Raw genomic sequence first — 17,747 nt, 5'->3', positions numbered from 1 at the left:
CAGAAATCAGCGGTCAGCTTTTTTTACAACTGTTTGCTACAAATAGCTAGGCTATTTATTAGGAGTCAGGAGTCAGAATGAATAGCTTTTAGCCAATTTTTTAGGTCGTAATTTATCTTTTTAGTTAAAAGAACATTTTCTGTAGATTCTTTTCATTGCCCTTATTATTAATAACATTATTTTTTTTAATCCCAAATTGAAATGAAGCTGCATAGAATAATATTTAAAGCATAATTGACCATAGGTAAGCGTAGATAAATATAGATCGATTTAATGAATTTCATCATTCTATGCAACCTCATATAAAACTGGTATAAATCGGTATTATTCTGAAAATTACTAAAATGTGCTTGAATACAATGTAAGCATTTCCTACGGAATGCTGCGCAAACAACTATTAGCTGTTAGCTATCAGCAACAAGACTCTCTCCTTTAAGGACAGTGTTTAAATTGACAACTGACTTTAAAGGCAAGGGAACCAATTTTTGTAGTAAGACAATTAATAAAGCTTTTATCCTAAATTAAAAGCAATAGCTGATAGCTGATGGCTGACGGCTGAATACTTACAATAGAATAGCAATTAAATCTAGTAATAAACATATATGGCCACCAGATTAATTAAACTAGAAGATGGGATTTTAGTTGAAGCAGAAGTTCCAGATAACGAAGCTCAACCAATTTCTACTAATGTTCTTAAACAAGTTAAATCTAGTTTTGCTAAAGTTAAACCTATATTAATAAACATTAGTCGTCCAATTACTGAGGCTTGGCAAGAAATTAACAAAGATTTGGAAATTGAACAAGCTGAAGTGGAAGTGGGTTTGAATTTTGAGGGGGGAGGTAATTTATATATTACAAAAGAAAAAGTTAGTACAAATTTCAAAGTTAAATTAGTGCTGAAACCGAAAAAATCATACCAAATCTGCCTTGAAAAGTAGATTAAAAAGCTAAGAATAATTAAATCAATAAAGAGCTATATTGACTACTTGAGGAATTTATTTATCTGCAATTTTTACTCTAGTCAGAGAATGAATAACTTAGAATTATCTATTGTTTTAATTACCAGTACTATTGACAAATAAAGCAAATGTTATTGGTACTGGGTTTCCTGTTAATCGGGAGCAAAATCATACTGATTTTCTAACTTGTTTCCATGTTGTTGAAAATGTGGGTGAAAAAGAGAATGTATTAGTAAATAATACTCTTTCGCCATGACAAGATGAAAGTTAATATCATTGCCACATTAGAAAAGTGATTAATAGCAAATATTTCCCCATAAATCTGTCTAATTTGATTACTTTACCTAATTTACTTAGGGATATGATGAATGATGTTAACATACCACGCCTAACTGTAGACTCGTCGCGGAGCAAAATGTGCCTCTGACTTCCAGAGAAAAGTATTAACTAGCTATTAGATTTTCCGTTCCGGAATGCTGCGCAAACAGCATTTAGCTAGCCTCTTGCAGAGAAACTGCGTTAACAGCTAAAAATCCAAGAGTTAGGCGTCCCTCACTATATTTGAAAAATTAGTGGTGCGCCTTTGATGGTGGATTAAAATCCCCATTATACACCTTGAGAAGCTGTTAACAAAGTTCCTCCGCAGGAGGCTAGCTGACCGCTGACCGCTGACCGCTGACTGCTATTTCAACTGTTATTGTGCTAGAAATGGGGAAAATGAAAAAAGATATATTAACAAAACAAGCCTGGTTTTCCAATGTCCAAAAAGATTTATTAGCAGGCGCTGTAGTCGCCTTAGCCTTAATTCCTGAAGCCATTGGTTTTTCTATTATTGCTGGTGTCGATCCGAAAGTAGGGTTGTATGCCTCATTTTGTATTGCTATTGTGACAGCTTTTTTAGGTGGGCGACCAGGAATGATTTCCGCAGCAACCGGAGCTATGGCGTTGCTGATGACAAGCTTAGTTAAAGATTATGGTTTAAATTATCTATTCGCAACCACTATTCTCACAGGTATCCTGCAAATTTTTCTAGGATGGATTAAGTTAGGAAATCAAATGAGATTTGTTCCTAGAGCAGTAATGTTAGGATTTGTCAATGCTCTGGCAATATTAATTTTTGATGCTCAACTAACTCAATTTGAAGATGCTTCTATCTGGGTTTATATAATGGTAGCAGCAGGATTAGTCATTATTTACGGGTTGCCTCGCATCACTAAAGCAATACCTTCTCCTTTAGTTGCTATTGTTGTCATCACTGGGTTCGCACTAACTACGGGATTAGACATACCCACTGTAGGAGACATGGGAACATTGCCCGATACTCTACCCAGTTTTGCCCTACCAATAGTACCGCTCAACTTTGAAACCCTTGATATTATTTTGCCTTATGCTTTAGCACTTTCTTTAGTGGGGTTACTAGAATCATTCTTAACAGCTAATGTTATTGATGACCTCACCGATACTTCTAGCGATAAAAATCAGGAAGCAGTAGGACAAGGAATTGCTAATATTGTCGCCGGATGTTTTGGTGGAATGGCTGGATGTGCGATGATCGGTCAGTCTATGATTAATATTGGGTCTGGTGGAAGGACGCGACTCTCGTCTCTGAGTGCAGGTATTTTTCTGTTTGTTTGTATTATTCTGCTAAATGATTGGGTAGCACGTATTCCAATGGCGGCCTTGGTTGCAGTGATGATTATGGTCTCTATCAGTACCTTCCATTGGGATTCTATTCGCAATCTTCGTCGAGTTCCCAAGAGTGAAACAGCAGTGATGATGACAACTGTGTTTATGACAGTTTTGACTCATAACTTAGCTATTGGAGTAGTTGTTGGAGTAGCGTTGAGTGCAATTTTCTTCAGTCGTAAAATTGCTGCGTTGATTTTCGTTGACTCTTATTTAAAAGAAAATGGTGTTGAACGTATTTACAGCGTTAATGGTCAAATCTTTTTTGTTTCTGTGGAAAATTTTCTCAATACCTTTGATTTTCGCGAACATCTGGAGTCTGTAACTATTGACCTAACTCATGCTCATTTATGGGATCAATCTGCTGTAGATGCAGTAGATAAAGTTGTACTACGTTTTCGCAGACGGGGTATTAAAGTACATTTAATTGGGTTGAATGAGGCGAGTGCAACTTTATTAGACCGTTTGACTACTCATTCTAGTAAACAAACAATTTTTAAAGAGGGACGGGTTATTCATTAGACAGGACTTACGCAAATTGACTTTTAAACCACCATCTGTAGGGGCGAATGGCATTCGCCCTTGCTATATATTATATATAGTATTCGCCCTCGCTATCTAATATCATGTCCGGTAGCATCGGTCTTGTATAGTAAAGGTAGGCAACAGCTCATCTGGCAACAGCTCATCTGGCAGGAATACTTAAGAGCAAGAAAAAAAACTTAGATATTCACTCTTGAGTTTACACAAACGATACCAGCGGACATGATATCAACCCTGATCGAGATATTATTCTATGCAGCTTCATATTAATTTGGTATAACTTGTATTCTATTCCCTATTCTCTGTTCCCTGTTCCCTAAAACTAACAGGACTTATGCACCGACACTAAATCCAGTGAGGGCGAATGCCATTTCCTAAGGTCATGCTCCGCAAACGCCCCTACAGATGATCTTTTCAAGGTAAATTTGCGTAAGTCCTGAGCAAGAAATTCGCTGCCTCATCAGCATGGGAATTCCTATAATTGCCATATTATCCTCAATATGATAGGGTGAAAAAAACTCCGATCAAAATAGCTATATTTTTACATCAAAACTAATGGAAATAAGAATTGCTATATTTGGTGCAGGTCGTTGGGGAACTCACCTAATTCGTAACTTCTGCAATCATCCTCAATCTCGTGTTGTCGCCATAGTAGACCCTAACCTAGAACAGTTACAAGCAGTTCAAAAACGCTTGCAATTGGACCAAAATATCGTATTATTAGAAGATTGGACAAAAGCTTTAGAGTTACCAGGAATAGAAGCAGTGGCGATCGCTACTCCTGCTTCCACTCACTACGAAATTATTAGTGCTGCTCTCAAAAAAAGCTATCATGTTCTTTCGGAAAAACCTTTGACTCTTGAATATTCAGAGTCAGTGGAATTATGCAAATTAGCCGAACAACAACAACGTCAACTTTTTATCGATCATACTTATTTATTTAATCCAGTTGTCCAAAGTGGTCAAGCTATTGTAGCAGAAGGTAAATTAGGAGAGTTACGCTATGGGTATGCTACACGCACTCATATTGAACCTGTTCGTCCAGATGTAGATGCTCTCTGGGATTTAGCAATTCACGATATCTGTATTTTGAACAATTGGCTCCATCAAAAACCTGTGGAGGTACAAGCAAATGGTACGGTTTGGCTACCTCAACAACCCCCACAATCAGATTTAGTGATGGCTAAACTAACTTATCCTAGTGGTTTTCAAGCTTTTTTACATTTATGTTGGCTAAATCCTGATAAACAACGTCGTTTAGGAGTAGTAGGTACTGAAGGAACATTGATTTTCGATGAAATGTCTACAGATGCACCTTTAGTTATTCAGCATGGTCATTTAGAAGAACAAAATAATCGCTGGAAAGCAGTAGATGTCAGTCGGGAAGTTTTAGCGATCGCCAAAGCTGAACCTTTAGGCCAAGTATGCAATGAATTTTTAAATTGTATTCGTCAGAATACTGCTTCACAAATTTCTTCTGGTTGGGTGGGTGCTGAATTAGTGGGAATCTTATGTGCTTTAAATGATTCTCTTGAGCAAGGAGGAAAAGTAATACCAGTTTAATAAATGTTTGCTAAATTTTTTTGAGTAGGGGAGTAGGGGAGTGAGGTAGTAGGGGAGAAGTAAACATTAGAATAATTAATAAGCTACTGGCGTGCTAATTATCAAAAATGTCATTCTGCCTGTGTTAATTACTTAATAATTAAAGTTTCACCTAAGTTAAGCATTCTTTTTTCACGCTTAGTATTATACCAGTTTAATAAATGTTTGCTACAAATATTTATTAAGTTAATAATTTTTTGCTGTTTTATACCAAATTAATATGAAGCTGCATAGAATAAGATATTAATTAGGGCTTGCTGATTAAATATCAAAGTATTGACATATAAAGAGTTTAGCCTTTTTGGAGCCTTGAAAAAGTCCCTGGTATCACGTCTAAAACGCTCATGCTAGGAGCGTATTTTAGGCGCATAGTTGGGCAGAAAAATCATTCTTACAATTGTTACTGCTACTTCCTCGCTCCCGAGCCATTTCTCCCCTCCTAGGAGCAGGGCTAATTCTTTGTCGTAGCGAGAATATTCATCAGAAATACATTTAATTGTGCAAATATACAAATCTCCCCATCTCCCCTGGGCTAATTATTTGTCGTAGCGAGAATATTTACAACCCTATATTTTTTTGAGTTCCTGTGCTTCCCCCTCTTCCCCCTCTCCCCCCTCTCCCCCCTCTTCCTTTTTTCTAGGCGTGACAATAAATAGACCCTGCCTCCTGGGAGGGGCTAGGGGTGGGTTGTCTCCTGTCTCCTGTCTCCTGTCTCCTAGCCCTACTAAAAGACTAGTGAAGCGCAAACCCTAATTAGAGTTGACTGTAGATCGAGATAGACAAGTTAATAAATTTGATAATTCTGTACCACTTCAGATAAAATTGGTATAAGATCCAACACCTACGACCTACGACCTAACACCTAATTCTGTGCAGCCGATAAAATTGGTATTAATAATTCATTCTTCTTTCTGCAATGTTTAATTCACTCTGAGAATTTAATTGAATTTCATTTTGAATACTTTGTTTTTCCTTGATTGGTATAATAATATCAACTGTAGTTCCTCGGTCTATTCCCTCACTATAGAGACTAATACTGCCATTCATCATTTCCATCAGACCGCGAGAAATAGCTAATCCTAATCCATTTCCTCCAAACTTACGAGTTTTTGTACCATCTACCATCACAAAAGGCTGAAATAATTTATCTTGTTGTTCTGGACTAATACCAATTCCCGTATCTTCAATCTTAACTAAAACCTGATTTTCTTTCCTACCATAATTATCAGATAAATTATTTGTATTTCCAGCAAAATTTGAGCTATTGTTTTCTTGGCTAATATAAATATTAATACTGCCTTTTTCCGTAAACTTAATTGCATTACTTATAACATTTTTAAACACCTGCTTCAACTTTTCTTGGTCAGCGTTAACAATTATTAGTTGTTCAGGAATATTTAGTTTTAATAATAAAGATTTTTGTGCAATATCTTGTCTAAATGAATCTATTGTTTCGTGTAATAATTTACCAATATCGACATCTGTAAAATAGATTGATAAAGTTCCTGAATCAATTCTACGAATATCTAAGATATCATCAATAATTCTTAGTAAATGAATAGCAGAATCATTAGCTTGTTTCAAAAACTCCATTTCTTCTTCTTTCGTGTCACAAAATCCATCATAAATCAATTGAATAGAGCCAATAATTCCATTGAGAGGAGTTCTTAATTCATGTGAAATATTAGCCAAAAATTCACTTTTTAACTGGTTAGCAACTTGAGCTTCTTTAGAAGTTACTTCTAATTTATCTGCCCACCTTTTAAGTCTATATACCATACTCTCTAATGCAATTGCTAATTGATGAAATTCACGAATTCTTCGACTTCTAGGTACTTTATTGGGAGAGTCTAAATCATTGACAGCAAGAGCATAATCTCTCAGTTTTTCCAAAGGACGAGCTAAATCACGAGCCAAATAAATAGTTGCTATAACACTAGCAGCAACTAAGCCAAAAATCATAATAATTAGAACTTTTTGAACTTCTCTAAGACCGGATAAAGCAAAGTCTATAGGTGTAATAGCTAAAACAATCCATTTTCGAGCGTCATCACGGTCTACAGGACTAGAAGTTGGTGCATATCCTACTAAAAATTCATCATCTGCTGATAATTTGAGTCCCAATAATTCAGGTAATATCTTTTTAAATTCATCAATAAATTCTCTCAGAGGACTACTCTTATTATTTTTTGAAACATCTATTTCTTCAAAAGAGAATATGTGGAGAAAATCTTTTCTACCTTCCTGTGCATTTCTGATAATACTTTTGAGTCTTTCTGCATCTGGTCCATCAGAAATATTACCCCCTACTCTATCAGGATTTGGACTAGCTAATATTGTACCTTGATAGTCAATCACTACAGTTGAACCAGTCAGTGAACCTCTTCTGCGATTTGTTTGCATTGGTAAATCTGACTTAATGCTTAAAGCATAACGCAATTGTCTTTCACTACCTTCAGCAACATACACTGGTACACTCAAACCTAAGCTAACTTGTTTTTTCTGAGTAACCGTATTATCACTTGAGAAACTATCTGAGTTGAACTGTTCTGGCCATATATAATTTATTTTAACATTAGATATCTCTTTAACTAGCTGTCTCTGCTGCGGAGGCCACATACTTAGCGATGGAGAATTTATTGATTGATCATCACAAGTATTAGCTATAATCTCAGAAGTTTGTAAGTTACTCAATTGAACGCATCTTACCTGAGTTGGTAACATTTGGTATAACTGCTCAACATATTTTTGATACTCTTGAGTTTGACCAGATTGAAATACATAACTTTCGCTAGCATTAACTAGATTAGATTCTAAAGATTTAGCCCATTGTTGAATATCTTCGGCCTTTCTGTCTGCGCTTTCTGTCAGATTTTGACGAGCAGTGTCTAGAAGTGTAGAACGTGCTTTTCTGTAGATAACATACTGCCCCAGTATTAATACGGGTACAGTAATTAGTAAAATTCGCGACAGCAGAATCCTACGAAAGGAGGATTGAACTTGCTTCATCATAAGATTTTTTACTTAAGCTGCAACTTGCAACAATTTTGACAATTATTTGTGTTTTGACTTCTGAGAATCTCCGAAAACTATAATTATTGTCTATGAATATAGAATTTATCAGAATTCAGTTAATTTGATTTGAGTTTTTTATTTATTAACTCTTCCATGGTATACCGCATTTGATAATATTGCCTAGACAATATAAAGTTCTAAACTCAAAAACCTGTGATATTCTGCCATTAATACAAATTTACTTTCATCGCATAACTACTTACATTTCAAGTTATATATGCTAGAACTTGTTAATGGATTTTTTTTATATGTAGTTATACTTATTATAAAATATCTCTTTGTTAGCTACCATACAGTAAAACTGAGAAGTCAATAAAGAAGAATCAAATAAAGAGAAACAATGAGAACAGGTAGGTACAAAATAAGATTTGAGCGCGTACCTCTAGAAATAGAATTTTAATTTATTTTTTGTATAATTGCTTGTTGATAATTAATCTTAATACTCTGGTAAACATCATTTTTTTGTTAACTTTAAATCCCTTGTTTATAAAATTATATTTTTACAAGTATTTTGATAAATTATTCAATACATATATTTGATACTCATTATTTTTAATATCCTTAAAAACATCTCTAAAAATTTAAAACTCAACAACTCAACAAACTGTACTTATGAATATAGGAATCTGGGTCTTAGGAGACCAAATCAATATTAATCAAGCAGCTCTTCAAAGTTGTACTGAAAAAGATAACATTTTTGTGATTATTATTGAATCCTTAGAATATATCCAAGTTAGACCATATCATCAGCAAAAATTGGTATTAATTTGGTCAGCCATGCGTCATTTTGCTGTTGAGTTGCTTCAAGCAGGTTGGCAAGTTACACACACAAAATCCACAGATTTTGAAACACCACTTAAACACTGGATAGAAACTAATCAAATTACTGAATTACGGGTAATTAAACCCAATGATAAACCTTTTATTGAAGTCATTAAAAATCTCCAAATTCCCTGCGATATTAAAATAATTCCTAATAATTTGTTTATTTGGCATGAAACAGAATTTCAAGCATGGGCTAGAAATAGAAAACGCTTATTAATGGAAGATTTTTATCGAGAAGGACGTAAACGTTTGAAAATTTTAATGAATCAAAATAAACCTGTAGGAGAAAAATGGAATTTTGACAAAGAAAACCGTAAATACCCCAAAGGCAAATTAAATACACCAAAAAATTTATGGTTTAAACCAGATGAAATTACTAGAGAAGTTATTAATAAAGTTAAAAATTTGAATTTTACTAAATATGGAGAAATAGAGTCTTTTCGTTGGGCGGTAACTCGTCAACAAGCACTGCAAGTACTAGACAATTTTATTCAAAATAGTTTGCCTAATTTTGGTGATTATCAAGATGCTATGGTAACAGGAGAAGAAACCTTATGGCATTCTCTGCTTTCTCCCTATATTAATCTTGGTTTGTTACATCCTTTAGAAGTAATTAAAAAAGTAGAGTCAGCTTATCAAAATCAACAATTAAAACTAAATAGTGTAGAAGGTTTTATTCGGCAAATTTTAGGTTGGCGAGAATATATGCGAGGTGTTTATTTGCTCATGGATGATGAATATTCTCAGTCTAATTGGTTTAACCATAATCAACCACTTCCAGAGTTTTTCTGGGATGCTAATAAAACAGATATGAATTGTTTACATCAAGTTCTAATTCAAGTACAAAATACAGGTTATGCTCATCATATTCAGCGTTTAATGGTATTGAGTAATTTTGCTTTAATTTCTGGTATTTCTCCTCAAGAGGTAGAAAATTGGTTTCATGCTGCATTTATTGATGCTTATGATTGGGTTATGCAAACTAATGTCCTGGGAATGGGATTATTTGCTGATGGAGGTATCCTGGCATCAAAACCTTATGCTGCTTCTGCAAATTACATCAACAAAATGAGCGATTATTGTAAAGACTGTGTTTACAACTGGAAACTTCGAGTTACACCACCTCAACACAAGGGTAATAATTCACCAGCTTGTCCATTTAATTATTTCTATTGGGATTTTCTGGCCAGACATCGGGATAAACTTAAATCCCAGGGTCGTATGAACTTTGTGTTAGCTAACTTAGATAAAATGGATTCTGAAGAATTAGAAAACATTCATCTCAAAGCAGAAAAATGGCATTCTCAAAAGACTTCTTGCAGAAGTCAGGGAATAGGGAATAGGGAATAACGAAGTCAGAAGTCCCCAAGTCAGAAGCGAGTGTGTAATTCTGAGGTCCCCTCAGAATGTAAGACACACTTCATTTCAGTCAGAAGTTATTTTTGTAACGGAGATTTGAGCAACTCTCCAAAAATATTTCGCTTTAAAAGGTGGGGTTGCGCGACCCAATTATTTTGATAAAAGCTTTCTATAGCAAGGAACGAGTTGGTTAGGACTTATATTGATGATGAACCTGATACAGGGATAAGCTTTTGCCAATGTTCCCTGTTCCCTGTTCCCTGCTATATATGACTTTTGACTTTTAAAATTTGACTTTAGCAAAGAGTTCAGAATTCTTATTTTTTGCCATAATTTTCCACATAGATTCCACAGCATTTCCACAAGCAAGTTTAATGTTTTCCACAGATTAAACAGGGTTTTCCACAGGCCTCAACGACATCATCATACTCTTGCAACTGAATTGGGGATTTTGTTCAGTGGGGAGTAAACAGCTTCATATTAGTCGATTTTTATAAAGTTTTATAACAAAAAGTGACCCTAAATACTGATTATTTCGTAAATCTTTTATTTGTTGAAAGTCTGCTGTAACATTTCTCTACATTGACAACCATACCCCTCCTTAGTACACAATAGTGCGACATTAGTAGTTCAAAGTCAGTGGCTTGTGGCCATAACTAGGGACTATGAAGAAGAAAAAATATACAGAGAATCTTACTTAAACATGAACCTAAGCGTTAGTATTCTGGCCGAAATTCCTGAAGCACTCCATGAATCTCTTAAAACCTACTTAGAAACCCACCCTGACTGGGATCAAGACCGTGTATTTTCAGCAGCTTTGTCACTATTCTTGTTACAGAATGGAGATAGCAGTACACCAGAAACATCTCTTTGTTATCGGCAAGCTGCTAGAGTTTACCTAGAAACTCTTTTCCAACATCATGTATAAGCAGCATTTGGTGGTACAGATATTGAACCTATCTTTGCTGCTCATACTAATGTATTCTAAATTACTAAATTTTTATATGTATGGATTAAGCTCTGCTTCAGAGCAGAGCTATTTCAAAGTTCGATACTAGAAAATAATTTTGAAATAAGAATGTAAGCATTCCGCAAGAAATGCTTACATCAGAAGGAAGATGAAATAAGTTTGCACTATTTTCAACTAATGCAAATCTGAAACATTTTTTCCACTACCTTAATTAAATCAGAATTGAGCTAAAAGCATCACACTTTGAAACTAAAGTAGTTTACATGACCAAGCTAGGCTTGAATACTAAATAGTAGAACTAAATTTTTAGGAAAAATAATGACTGAAGTTTTAGATGTCTTAGTTGTTGGCGCAGGTATTAGTGGGTTAACTTTAGCCCATGCACTGACAAAATTAAGTAATAATTCCCCCTTAAAGATTTTAGTTGCTGAAAGCCAAAATCGAGTGGGGGGAAATATCACAACAGTTTCTTTAGGAGACTTTCTTTGGGAAGAAGGGCCAAATAGTTTTTCTCCCACACCAGAATTGTTAAAGTTGGCTGTAGATGTTGGCCTAAAACAGGAGCTAGTTTTTGCCGATCGCAAACTTCCTCGCTATGTTTATTGGAATGGACAATTATTACCAGTGCCCATGAGTCCAACAACTATGCTACAGTCTAAGTTACTGAGTGATGGTGGTAAGCTACGCGCCTTGGTTGGTGCTTTGGGTTTTGTATCACCTGCTATTGGCGATCTGTCAGAGCAAGGAGGAGAAGAAACTGTATCTCAATTTTTCCAGAGACATCTTGGTCCTGAAGTAATGCAGCGACTGGTGGAACCTTTCGTTTCTGGTGTTTATGCAGGAGACCCTGGTCAACTGAGTGCTACTGCTGCTTTTGCTAAAGTGGCTCGAATGGCTAACTTAGGTGGTGGACTTGTAGCTGGTGCTTTGCTGTCTGCCAAAAAAAATCGTAAGTTCAAGGTTGCTCCCGACCCTAATATTCCTAAAACTAAAACTGGAGAATTGGGTTCTTTTCGAGGTGGTTTGGAGGCATTACCAAAAGCGATCGCCTCTTCTTTAGGAGAAGCAGTTAAATTAAATTGGCATCTTACTGGTATTCGCAGGACTGAGCAACAAACTTATATAGCAGAATTTTCTACTCCTAATGGTACTGAGCAAATAGAAACTCGTACTATTTCCCTTTCCACTCCTGCTTATGTTTGTGCAGAATTATTCAAAACTTTGCAGCCTGAAATTGCTTCTATCTTCAATGAGTTTTATTATCCTACTGTTGCCTGTGTAGTCTTGGCATATCCTGATACTTCTATCAAGGTTAAGATAGATGGCTTTGGTAATTTGATTCCTAGAAGTCAAGGTATCCGGACTCTTGGTACTATTTGGTCTTCTACTTTATTTTCTGGTAGGACACCTCCAGGATGGCAAATTTTTACTAATTTTATTGGGGGTGCAACAGACCCGGAAATTGCGAACTTAGATAGTGAAGCAATAGTGCAGCAGGTACATCAAGACCTTTGTCAAACTCTGTTAAAACAGGATGCTGAACAACCAAAAGTTCTCGCTGTGCATTTATGGTCTCGTGCTATTCCTCAATATAATTTAGGCCATAATTCTAAATTGGAGCGGATTAATAATGGCTTAAAATCTTTGCCTGGTTTATATCTGTGCAGTAATTATACTGGTGGTATAGCTTTGGGAGATTGTGTTCGCCGTGGCACAGAAGTAGCTACTGAGATTTATCAAGGTTTGCATACTTGATATTTTAGAGTTTGATAGGACTCAGAAGTCAGGAGTTAGGAGTCAGGAGTCAGGAGGAAATCAAGAAGGAATAGAAAAAGTAAAGTTTTCGGTCTATAATTAAGCAGACATGATATCAGTAGGAAAAATCGGTATTGCTGAAATGTAATGGTCAGCCAGTGAAGGTAAAATTGAAAAACTGATGTTTTGCGTTGATATTTAATCAGAAGTTATATTGTGTTCGTTAGAAAAGTTATATTCAGGATCGTAGTTTTGCTCTAGCCCTACTTAAATTTGGCGGTAGGGCATCCCGTCAGTAGTAAAGCTGATCGAGTAACCGAAGCAATAGCTGGTGTTGATAACAAGCCCACACTGAATCAAAGATTACAGTGTGGGAGTATGTCACCTTTGGTAATATTATTTGTTCAAATCGATCTTTATTCCTTGACTGAATTTATGTATGATTATCGAAATCAAATATCAAGCTTATAGCCAATACCTCTAACAGTTTTGATCTTTGGAGAATTGTCATTATTATTCTCTAGCTTTTTGCGTATTTGGCCAATATGCACGTCAACGACTCGCTCATCTCCCATATATTCATAATCCCAAACTTCTTGGATTAAATCCGACCGCTTCCAAGCACGGCCAGGTTTACCTGCTAGACAGTGTAATATATCAAATTCCAAGGCCGTCAAAGCAATTAATTCTCCATTAATTTTAACCTCTCTACTCTGAGGGTCAATTGTCAGATTTCCTAATTGTAGACCTTCTGGCTGTGAGCTAGAAACTAATCTCTGACGTCTTAATATCGCTCCGACACGAGCGCCTAATTCTACTAAACCAAAAGGTTTTGTAATATAATCATCGGCACCCTCTTTAAAACCGTATAATATACTATCCTCATCTGCAAGACTGGTTAGCATTAGCACAAATACATTTGTATTACTTTGCATTTTTTTGCAAAGTTGAAACCCTGTGGTATCAGGTAAGTTTACATCTAATACTACTAGGTCTGGTGAAAATTTATTGAATAATTCTATAGCTGTTTTACCATCTCCAGCAGACTCTACTTGATAGTTTTGTTGGCTCAAATACCGATGAATTAAAGTTCGGATGGCTGGGTCGTCATCAACCGCAAGGATCTTTACAGGGGCCATGACATAAATATCAGGATAAACTAAGTACGATATAATTAAATTGCTTTCCTCAATTAAGAATTAGCAATATTCTTACAAAAAAGTGGAAAAGTTGTTCTATTTTCAAACTAAGGTATGGTTTTAATAATTGCCTATAATTAAATCTAAACAATCAGTTAAAACCTAAATTAGTTTATTATAGTCATTTATTTCATCTAAATCAGGAACAAAGCTTAAATTTTTTTCTTGAGGCAATTGTTTTAGATAAGTTGAAATTTGGTTAATAGTTAGGTATTAACTCTAGTAATAGTAATAGCACAACTCAACTACTAATACCTATAACTAAAATATGTCTAGACTATTCTATCATAGCGAAAGTAACTTACTTAAACTAAGTAGGTCGGTGTTAAAATTTGTCGCTATGTAACAAAATGTAAATTCACCGTCAAATCCACTATAGGTGGTGGCTTGGAGTTAGTTTACAAAATTTAATATAGTTAGGCTTTTTCATGCGTACCTATTTAATTCTCAGTCTGAGTTGATAACAATGATCGACTAACCTGTAGATCTCATCCCTCAACAGTAATAATACTATAACTTATGTTTTTTTGGCTACAACATACCTAAAATTTTAGGTAACAAATCCCTAGGGATCTTGGTAAGAGCTAAATTTTGCCCTTGTATTCCATACTTATTGTAAAATATACGAATAGTTCTGACAATATGATTCACAGTAGTTTCCTTTCCTTCTACTGTGTCAATATTAGTTTGTTGCCAACCAGTATAAGCCAGTAAGTGATAATCTAAAGCTGATTCTAAATTACTCATTTGACTATCTTTGTCTGATGTGATTTTGCCTTCTATAACTATTTGATAATAAGCAAGTCCAATATTATTATAAGTGGCCAATAAATCAAAAGTAAGCTGAGAAGGAGAAAAATGTTGAGCTATACTAACCGCTTGGGAATAAGCAGCGATCGCTTGATGGAAAAGTTGATTTCGTATTTGATGTTCCTCAAATTGCTTGGCCAAGTGCCAATAAGTAGTACCTAAGTTATTTTTTGTCGCAGCACAAGCAAGGGGAGCAATTTCTGGGGTTCGATATTTTAAAGCTTCTAAATAAGCATCAACAGCTTTTAACATCAAAGTTTCTGATGGCTGTTGTTGAAATTGAGCTAAATTCCAATAAGCTATGCCTAAGTTATTTTGAATCATGGCATAGTTGAGAGGTTCAATTTCTGGTGTAAAGTAATCAATAGCTTCACCATAAGCTGAAATTGCTCCTTGCAAATGGGCAACTGCTTGAGTATGTTGAGCCAAATTCCAATAAGCTGCACCTAAATTATTTAAGGTCGAAGCATAATCTTGAGTATAAGTCACTGTATCTAAATACAAGATTGCTTCTTGATAGGCCATAGCTGATTTTTCCCAATTATTTTCTGCTTCTTGATAATTAGCTAAATCTCCATAAGCTAGACCTAAGTTTTTTTGTAATCTAGCATAAGTCTCTTTCTGAGATGGGTTAATCTCACCTATGGCCATTTGATATAAAATAATACTTCGCTCTAAATAAACTAATGAATCAGACTTACTAGATTTGATTTGACGAGATAACATCCAGTAAAGAGTGGCAAGATCGTTGAAAATGTCAAGAACGGGAATTTGGGATGGAGAAAATTGGCTCATATTTCCTGCATCTTGAAATGTCCAGTCAATTACCATTTCATAAGCACGAATGGCAATAATTAGACTTTGTTCTGATATTTCCCCTGCTAAGACGCGATCGCGATGAAAGTCCCCTAAAGCTTGATAAGCTATGGCTAGTTCTGGAGATGGATATTTGGACTTGTTTAAATCTTGAATCTGTTTGAGTATTTGAAACTGTTGTTTTTCTAGGGATGTTTTTTCTTCACCAGACTTTCTAGAAATTTCTGACCATACTAAATTTGCTAGTTCAACTAATTCCCACTTCGGCAGTGGCGTATTCTCCGGTTCTTGGTCAAGGCCAATGGGTAACTCTGGTAATTTTTGTGGAGCGGGGGGGAGAAGATGAACTGTCAGATTTTTTGATTCAACATCAATAGTAGTGTAAGACTTTTGTTCTAATGCCATTAATGGTCTTACAGTATTGATGGAAGGTGGGCTAATTTTTGGAGATAAGAAAGATTTAGAGGTTTGTTGATTTAGCAATGATGATTTATTTTTTCTAGGAGCTATTGGGGTGGGGTCTCCTTCAAATTCAAATATTCCTGTGTGCCAATGCCAAAATTCTGGGGCGGACTGTTTGATACTATTGAGCCAAGGTCGGTTAATCCATAGTAATATACTGGATTCTAGGATAGATAGATTTGTTTCTATTTTTTTCAGATTACTAATAAATGACCATTGAACTGTTGAAGGTTGTTTGGTTAAGCTTTCTACCCCAATAATTTGAAATCCTAATATTTGATATTCTTGTGTTTTTTGATATTCTGGATTTTCGGTAAACCATTGATTAATTTGAGTTACTGGATTAGGATTATTTAGATTTAAGTTGAGAGTAACAAATAAAATATTTTTATTGTTATTTTGCGTTTTTTCTGTGTAGTCGATAGTACTGGTTAAATCTACTTCTAAGTTTTCTACTAAGCTGTTTCTTAGTTGTTGATTATCGCATACAGCTATAAAAATTTGGCGACGTAGATTTAATGATAGAGCTTGTTTCAAGCGTTGATAGATTTGCCAGTTCAATTGAGAAATTGTTGTGGACCCAATGTCTATCACAGTTCTATTAGGGGGGTAAATGAATGTAAATGATTTTGACTTATATCCTAGTGCAGGATGGCGGAAATAACTGACCAGTTACAAAATCCTAAAACAATTACAAATCAAAAATGATTGACTGTCTTGGGTGCGTCTTACATTCTGAGGGGACCTCAGAATTACGCACTCGCTTTTAACTTCCGCGTAGGGACACTAGCTATTTGTAGCAAAAATTTATTAATTTGGTGTTATGCCAATTTTATATGAGGTTGCACCACAGAATTATGAAATTTATTAACTTGTCTATATCGAGCTATACTCAATTTTGATTAATATATTATTCTCTGCAACTTCATTATTAGTTTGATATTAATTCAATAATTATAAAATATAAATAATTGGAGATTATTAAGTATGAAGGAAGGAGATAATAAATCTGGTTTAAATTTTAAATTTCTATTGATTAGAGGTTATTAATAGACATCTCCATCAAAGAGGCAGTAGGCAGTAGAGAACCCACCCCTAGCCCCTCCCCCTCCCAGGAGTGGAAATAATTGATAATTTCTGTGTGATAATTGATTTTCTTTTTTATTATCGGAGATGTCTAATGGGTAAGTCAAAGCCCAAAAAATATTTTTATGAGTTTAGCGAACCCAAAATTTATTAAGTTTTCAATAACTTTCCATGCTTTTATTCTCTATCTTGTATTTTTTGTTTTTAGATAAAATCCGGTTGAATTGGAGTGATATGGTTTCCTTTTCTATCATTAAGTAACTAAACAAAATTATTTACCTATTCTAATGCTATGAGATATTGAAAATTCCAATAATTCAGCTTATATAGATGTGTAATTAATTTTGTATACTTGCTTATACCTTGATTATCATTGATGCTAAATTTTTCAATTTCCTCAAGCTAAGTCAGGAATAATTTTTCTGGGAAGTTCCACCAATTTGAAAAAATAATGTTACAAATAATTTGAGTATTTTAACTCCCCCGGCGGGAAGTCCCGCGCTCTCCCGTAGGGGAGCGTCGTATGGGAAAGCCGGGCGTTATGTGTGTGGTTCGTCCTGATTTTCTATATACTTCTTTAGCACTGAAACACTGACGCCA

The 17,747-nt window shown here is 35.1% G+C and carries 10 protein-coding genes; 7 read left to right on the top strand and 3 right to left on the bottom strand.

Annotated features, from left to right (window positions below; genetic code table 11):
* Positions 1 to 602: 602 nt before the first annotated feature.
* The 4 genes from F6K15_RS28945 to F6K15_RS28930 all read left to right on the top strand — a co-directional run bounded on the left by F6K15_RS28945 (position 603) and on the right by F6K15_RS28930 (position 4,751).
* On the top strand, positions 603 to 938 hold the full coding sequence (locus F6K15_RS28945; RefSeq protein ID WP_293067823.1) for a CU044_2847 family protein: 336 nt from the start codon (positions 603 to 605) through the stop codon (positions 936 to 938).
* A gap of 133 nt (positions 939 to 1,071) precedes the next feature.
* Positions 1,072 to 1,215: a hypothetical protein gene (locus F6K15_RS28940; protein WP_293067821.1), complete on the top strand. Its 144-nt coding sequence runs from the start codon at positions 1,072 to 1,074 to the stop codon at positions 1,213 to 1,215.
* Between the two features lie 461 nt (positions 1,216 to 1,676).
* The gene (locus tag F6K15_RS28935; protein ID WP_293067818.1) at positions 1,677 to 3,167 is read left to right on the top strand and encodes a SulP family inorganic anion transporter; all 1,491 of its coding nucleotides are present in this window, start codon (positions 1,677 to 1,679) and stop codon (positions 3,165 to 3,167) included.
* 576 nt (positions 3,168 to 3,743) lie between these two features.
* Positions 3,744 to 4,751 carry a Gfo/Idh/MocA family protein gene (locus tag F6K15_RS28930; RefSeq protein WP_293067815.1) on the top strand — a complete coding sequence of 336 codons (1,008 nt, stop codon included), beginning with the start codon at positions 3,744 to 3,746 and terminating at the stop codon, positions 4,749 to 4,751.
* A 930-nt stretch (positions 4,752 to 5,681) separates the two neighbouring features.
* On the opposite strand, the gene F6K15_RS28925 is transcribed toward F6K15_RS28930, so the two are convergent.
* Positions 5,682 to 7,802, bottom strand: a complete 2,121-nt coding sequence (locus F6K15_RS28925) for a sensor histidine kinase (RefSeq protein ID WP_293067813.1) — start codon at positions 7,800 to 7,802, stop codon at positions 5,682 to 5,684.
* A gap of 675 nt (positions 7,803 to 8,477) precedes the next feature.
* Between F6K15_RS28925 and F6K15_RS28920 the strand changes: the two genes are divergently transcribed.
* The 3 genes from F6K15_RS28920 (at position 8,478) to hemG (ending at position 12,774) form a co-directional block, all read left to right on the top strand.
* Entirely contained in the window at positions 8,478 to 10,040 is a 1,563-nt protein-coding gene (locus tag F6K15_RS28920; protein ID WP_293067810.1) for a cryptochrome/photolyase family protein, read from the top strand.
* Positions 10,041 to 10,752: 712 nt separating this feature from the next.
* The gene (locus F6K15_RS28915; RefSeq protein WP_293067868.1) at positions 10,753 to 10,977 is read left to right on the top strand and encodes a DUF2811 domain-containing protein; all 225 of its coding nucleotides are present in this window, start codon (positions 10,753 to 10,755) and stop codon (positions 10,975 to 10,977) included.
* Positions 10,978 to 11,337: 360 nt separating this feature from the next.
* A complete protein-coding gene (gene hemG / locus F6K15_RS28910) occupies positions 11,338 to 12,774 on the top strand; it encodes a protoporphyrinogen oxidase (protein WP_293067808.1) in 1,437 nt (478 codons plus the stop codon).
* Between the two features lie 452 nt (positions 12,775 to 13,226).
* Here the strand turns inward: hemG and F6K15_RS28905 are convergent, their stop codons facing one another.
* Entirely contained in the window at positions 13,227 to 13,913 is a 687-nt protein-coding gene (locus tag F6K15_RS28905) for a response regulator transcription factor (RefSeq protein ID WP_293067806.1), read from the bottom strand.
* Between the two features lie 591 nt (positions 13,914 to 14,504).
* On the bottom strand, positions 14,505 to 16,655 hold the full coding sequence (locus F6K15_RS28900) for a tetratricopeptide repeat protein (protein WP_293067803.1): 2,151 nt from the start codon (positions 16,653 to 16,655) through the stop codon (positions 14,505 to 14,507).
* Positions 16,656 to 17,747: the final 1,092 nt, after the last annotated feature.

The organism is Okeania sp. SIO2B3 (genome assembly GCF_010672525.1).
In the GTDB taxonomy this organism is placed as follows: Bacteria; Cyanobacteriota; Cyanobacteriia; order Cyanobacteriales; family Microcoleaceae; genus Okeania.
This window is presented reverse-complemented; position numbering and strand designations above follow the sequence as displayed.

Bases quoted from the DNA above. Each gene is read 5' to 3' on its own strand.
- F6K15_RS28945 (WP_293067823.1), top strand. From the start codon at position 603: ATGGCCACCAGATTAATTAAACTAGAAGATGGGATTTTAGTTGAAGCA.
- F6K15_RS28935 (WP_293067818.1), top strand. From the start codon at position 1,677: ATGAAAAAAGATATATTAACAAAACAAGCCTGGTTTTCCAATGTCCAA.
- F6K15_RS28930 (WP_293067815.1), top strand. From the start codon at position 3,744: ATGGAAATAAGAATTGCTATATTTGGTGCAGGTCGTTGGGGAACTCAC.
- F6K15_RS28925 (WP_293067813.1), bottom strand. From the start codon at position 7,802: ATGATGAAGCAAGTTCAATCCTCCTTTCGTAGGATTCTGCTGTCGCGA.
- F6K15_RS28920 (WP_293067810.1), top strand. From the start codon at position 8,478: ATGAATATAGGAATCTGGGTCTTAGGAGACCAAATCAATATTAATCAA.
- F6K15_RS28915 (WP_293067868.1), top strand. From the start codon at position 10,753: ATGAACCTAAGCGTTAGTATTCTGGCCGAAATTCCTGAAGCACTCCAT.
- hemG (WP_293067808.1), top strand. From the start codon at position 11,338: ATGACTGAAGTTTTAGATGTCTTAGTTGTTGGCGCAGGTATTAGTGGG.
- F6K15_RS28905 (WP_293067806.1), bottom strand. From the start codon at position 13,913: ATGGCCCCTGTAAAGATCCTTGCGGTTGATGACGACCCAGCCATCCGA.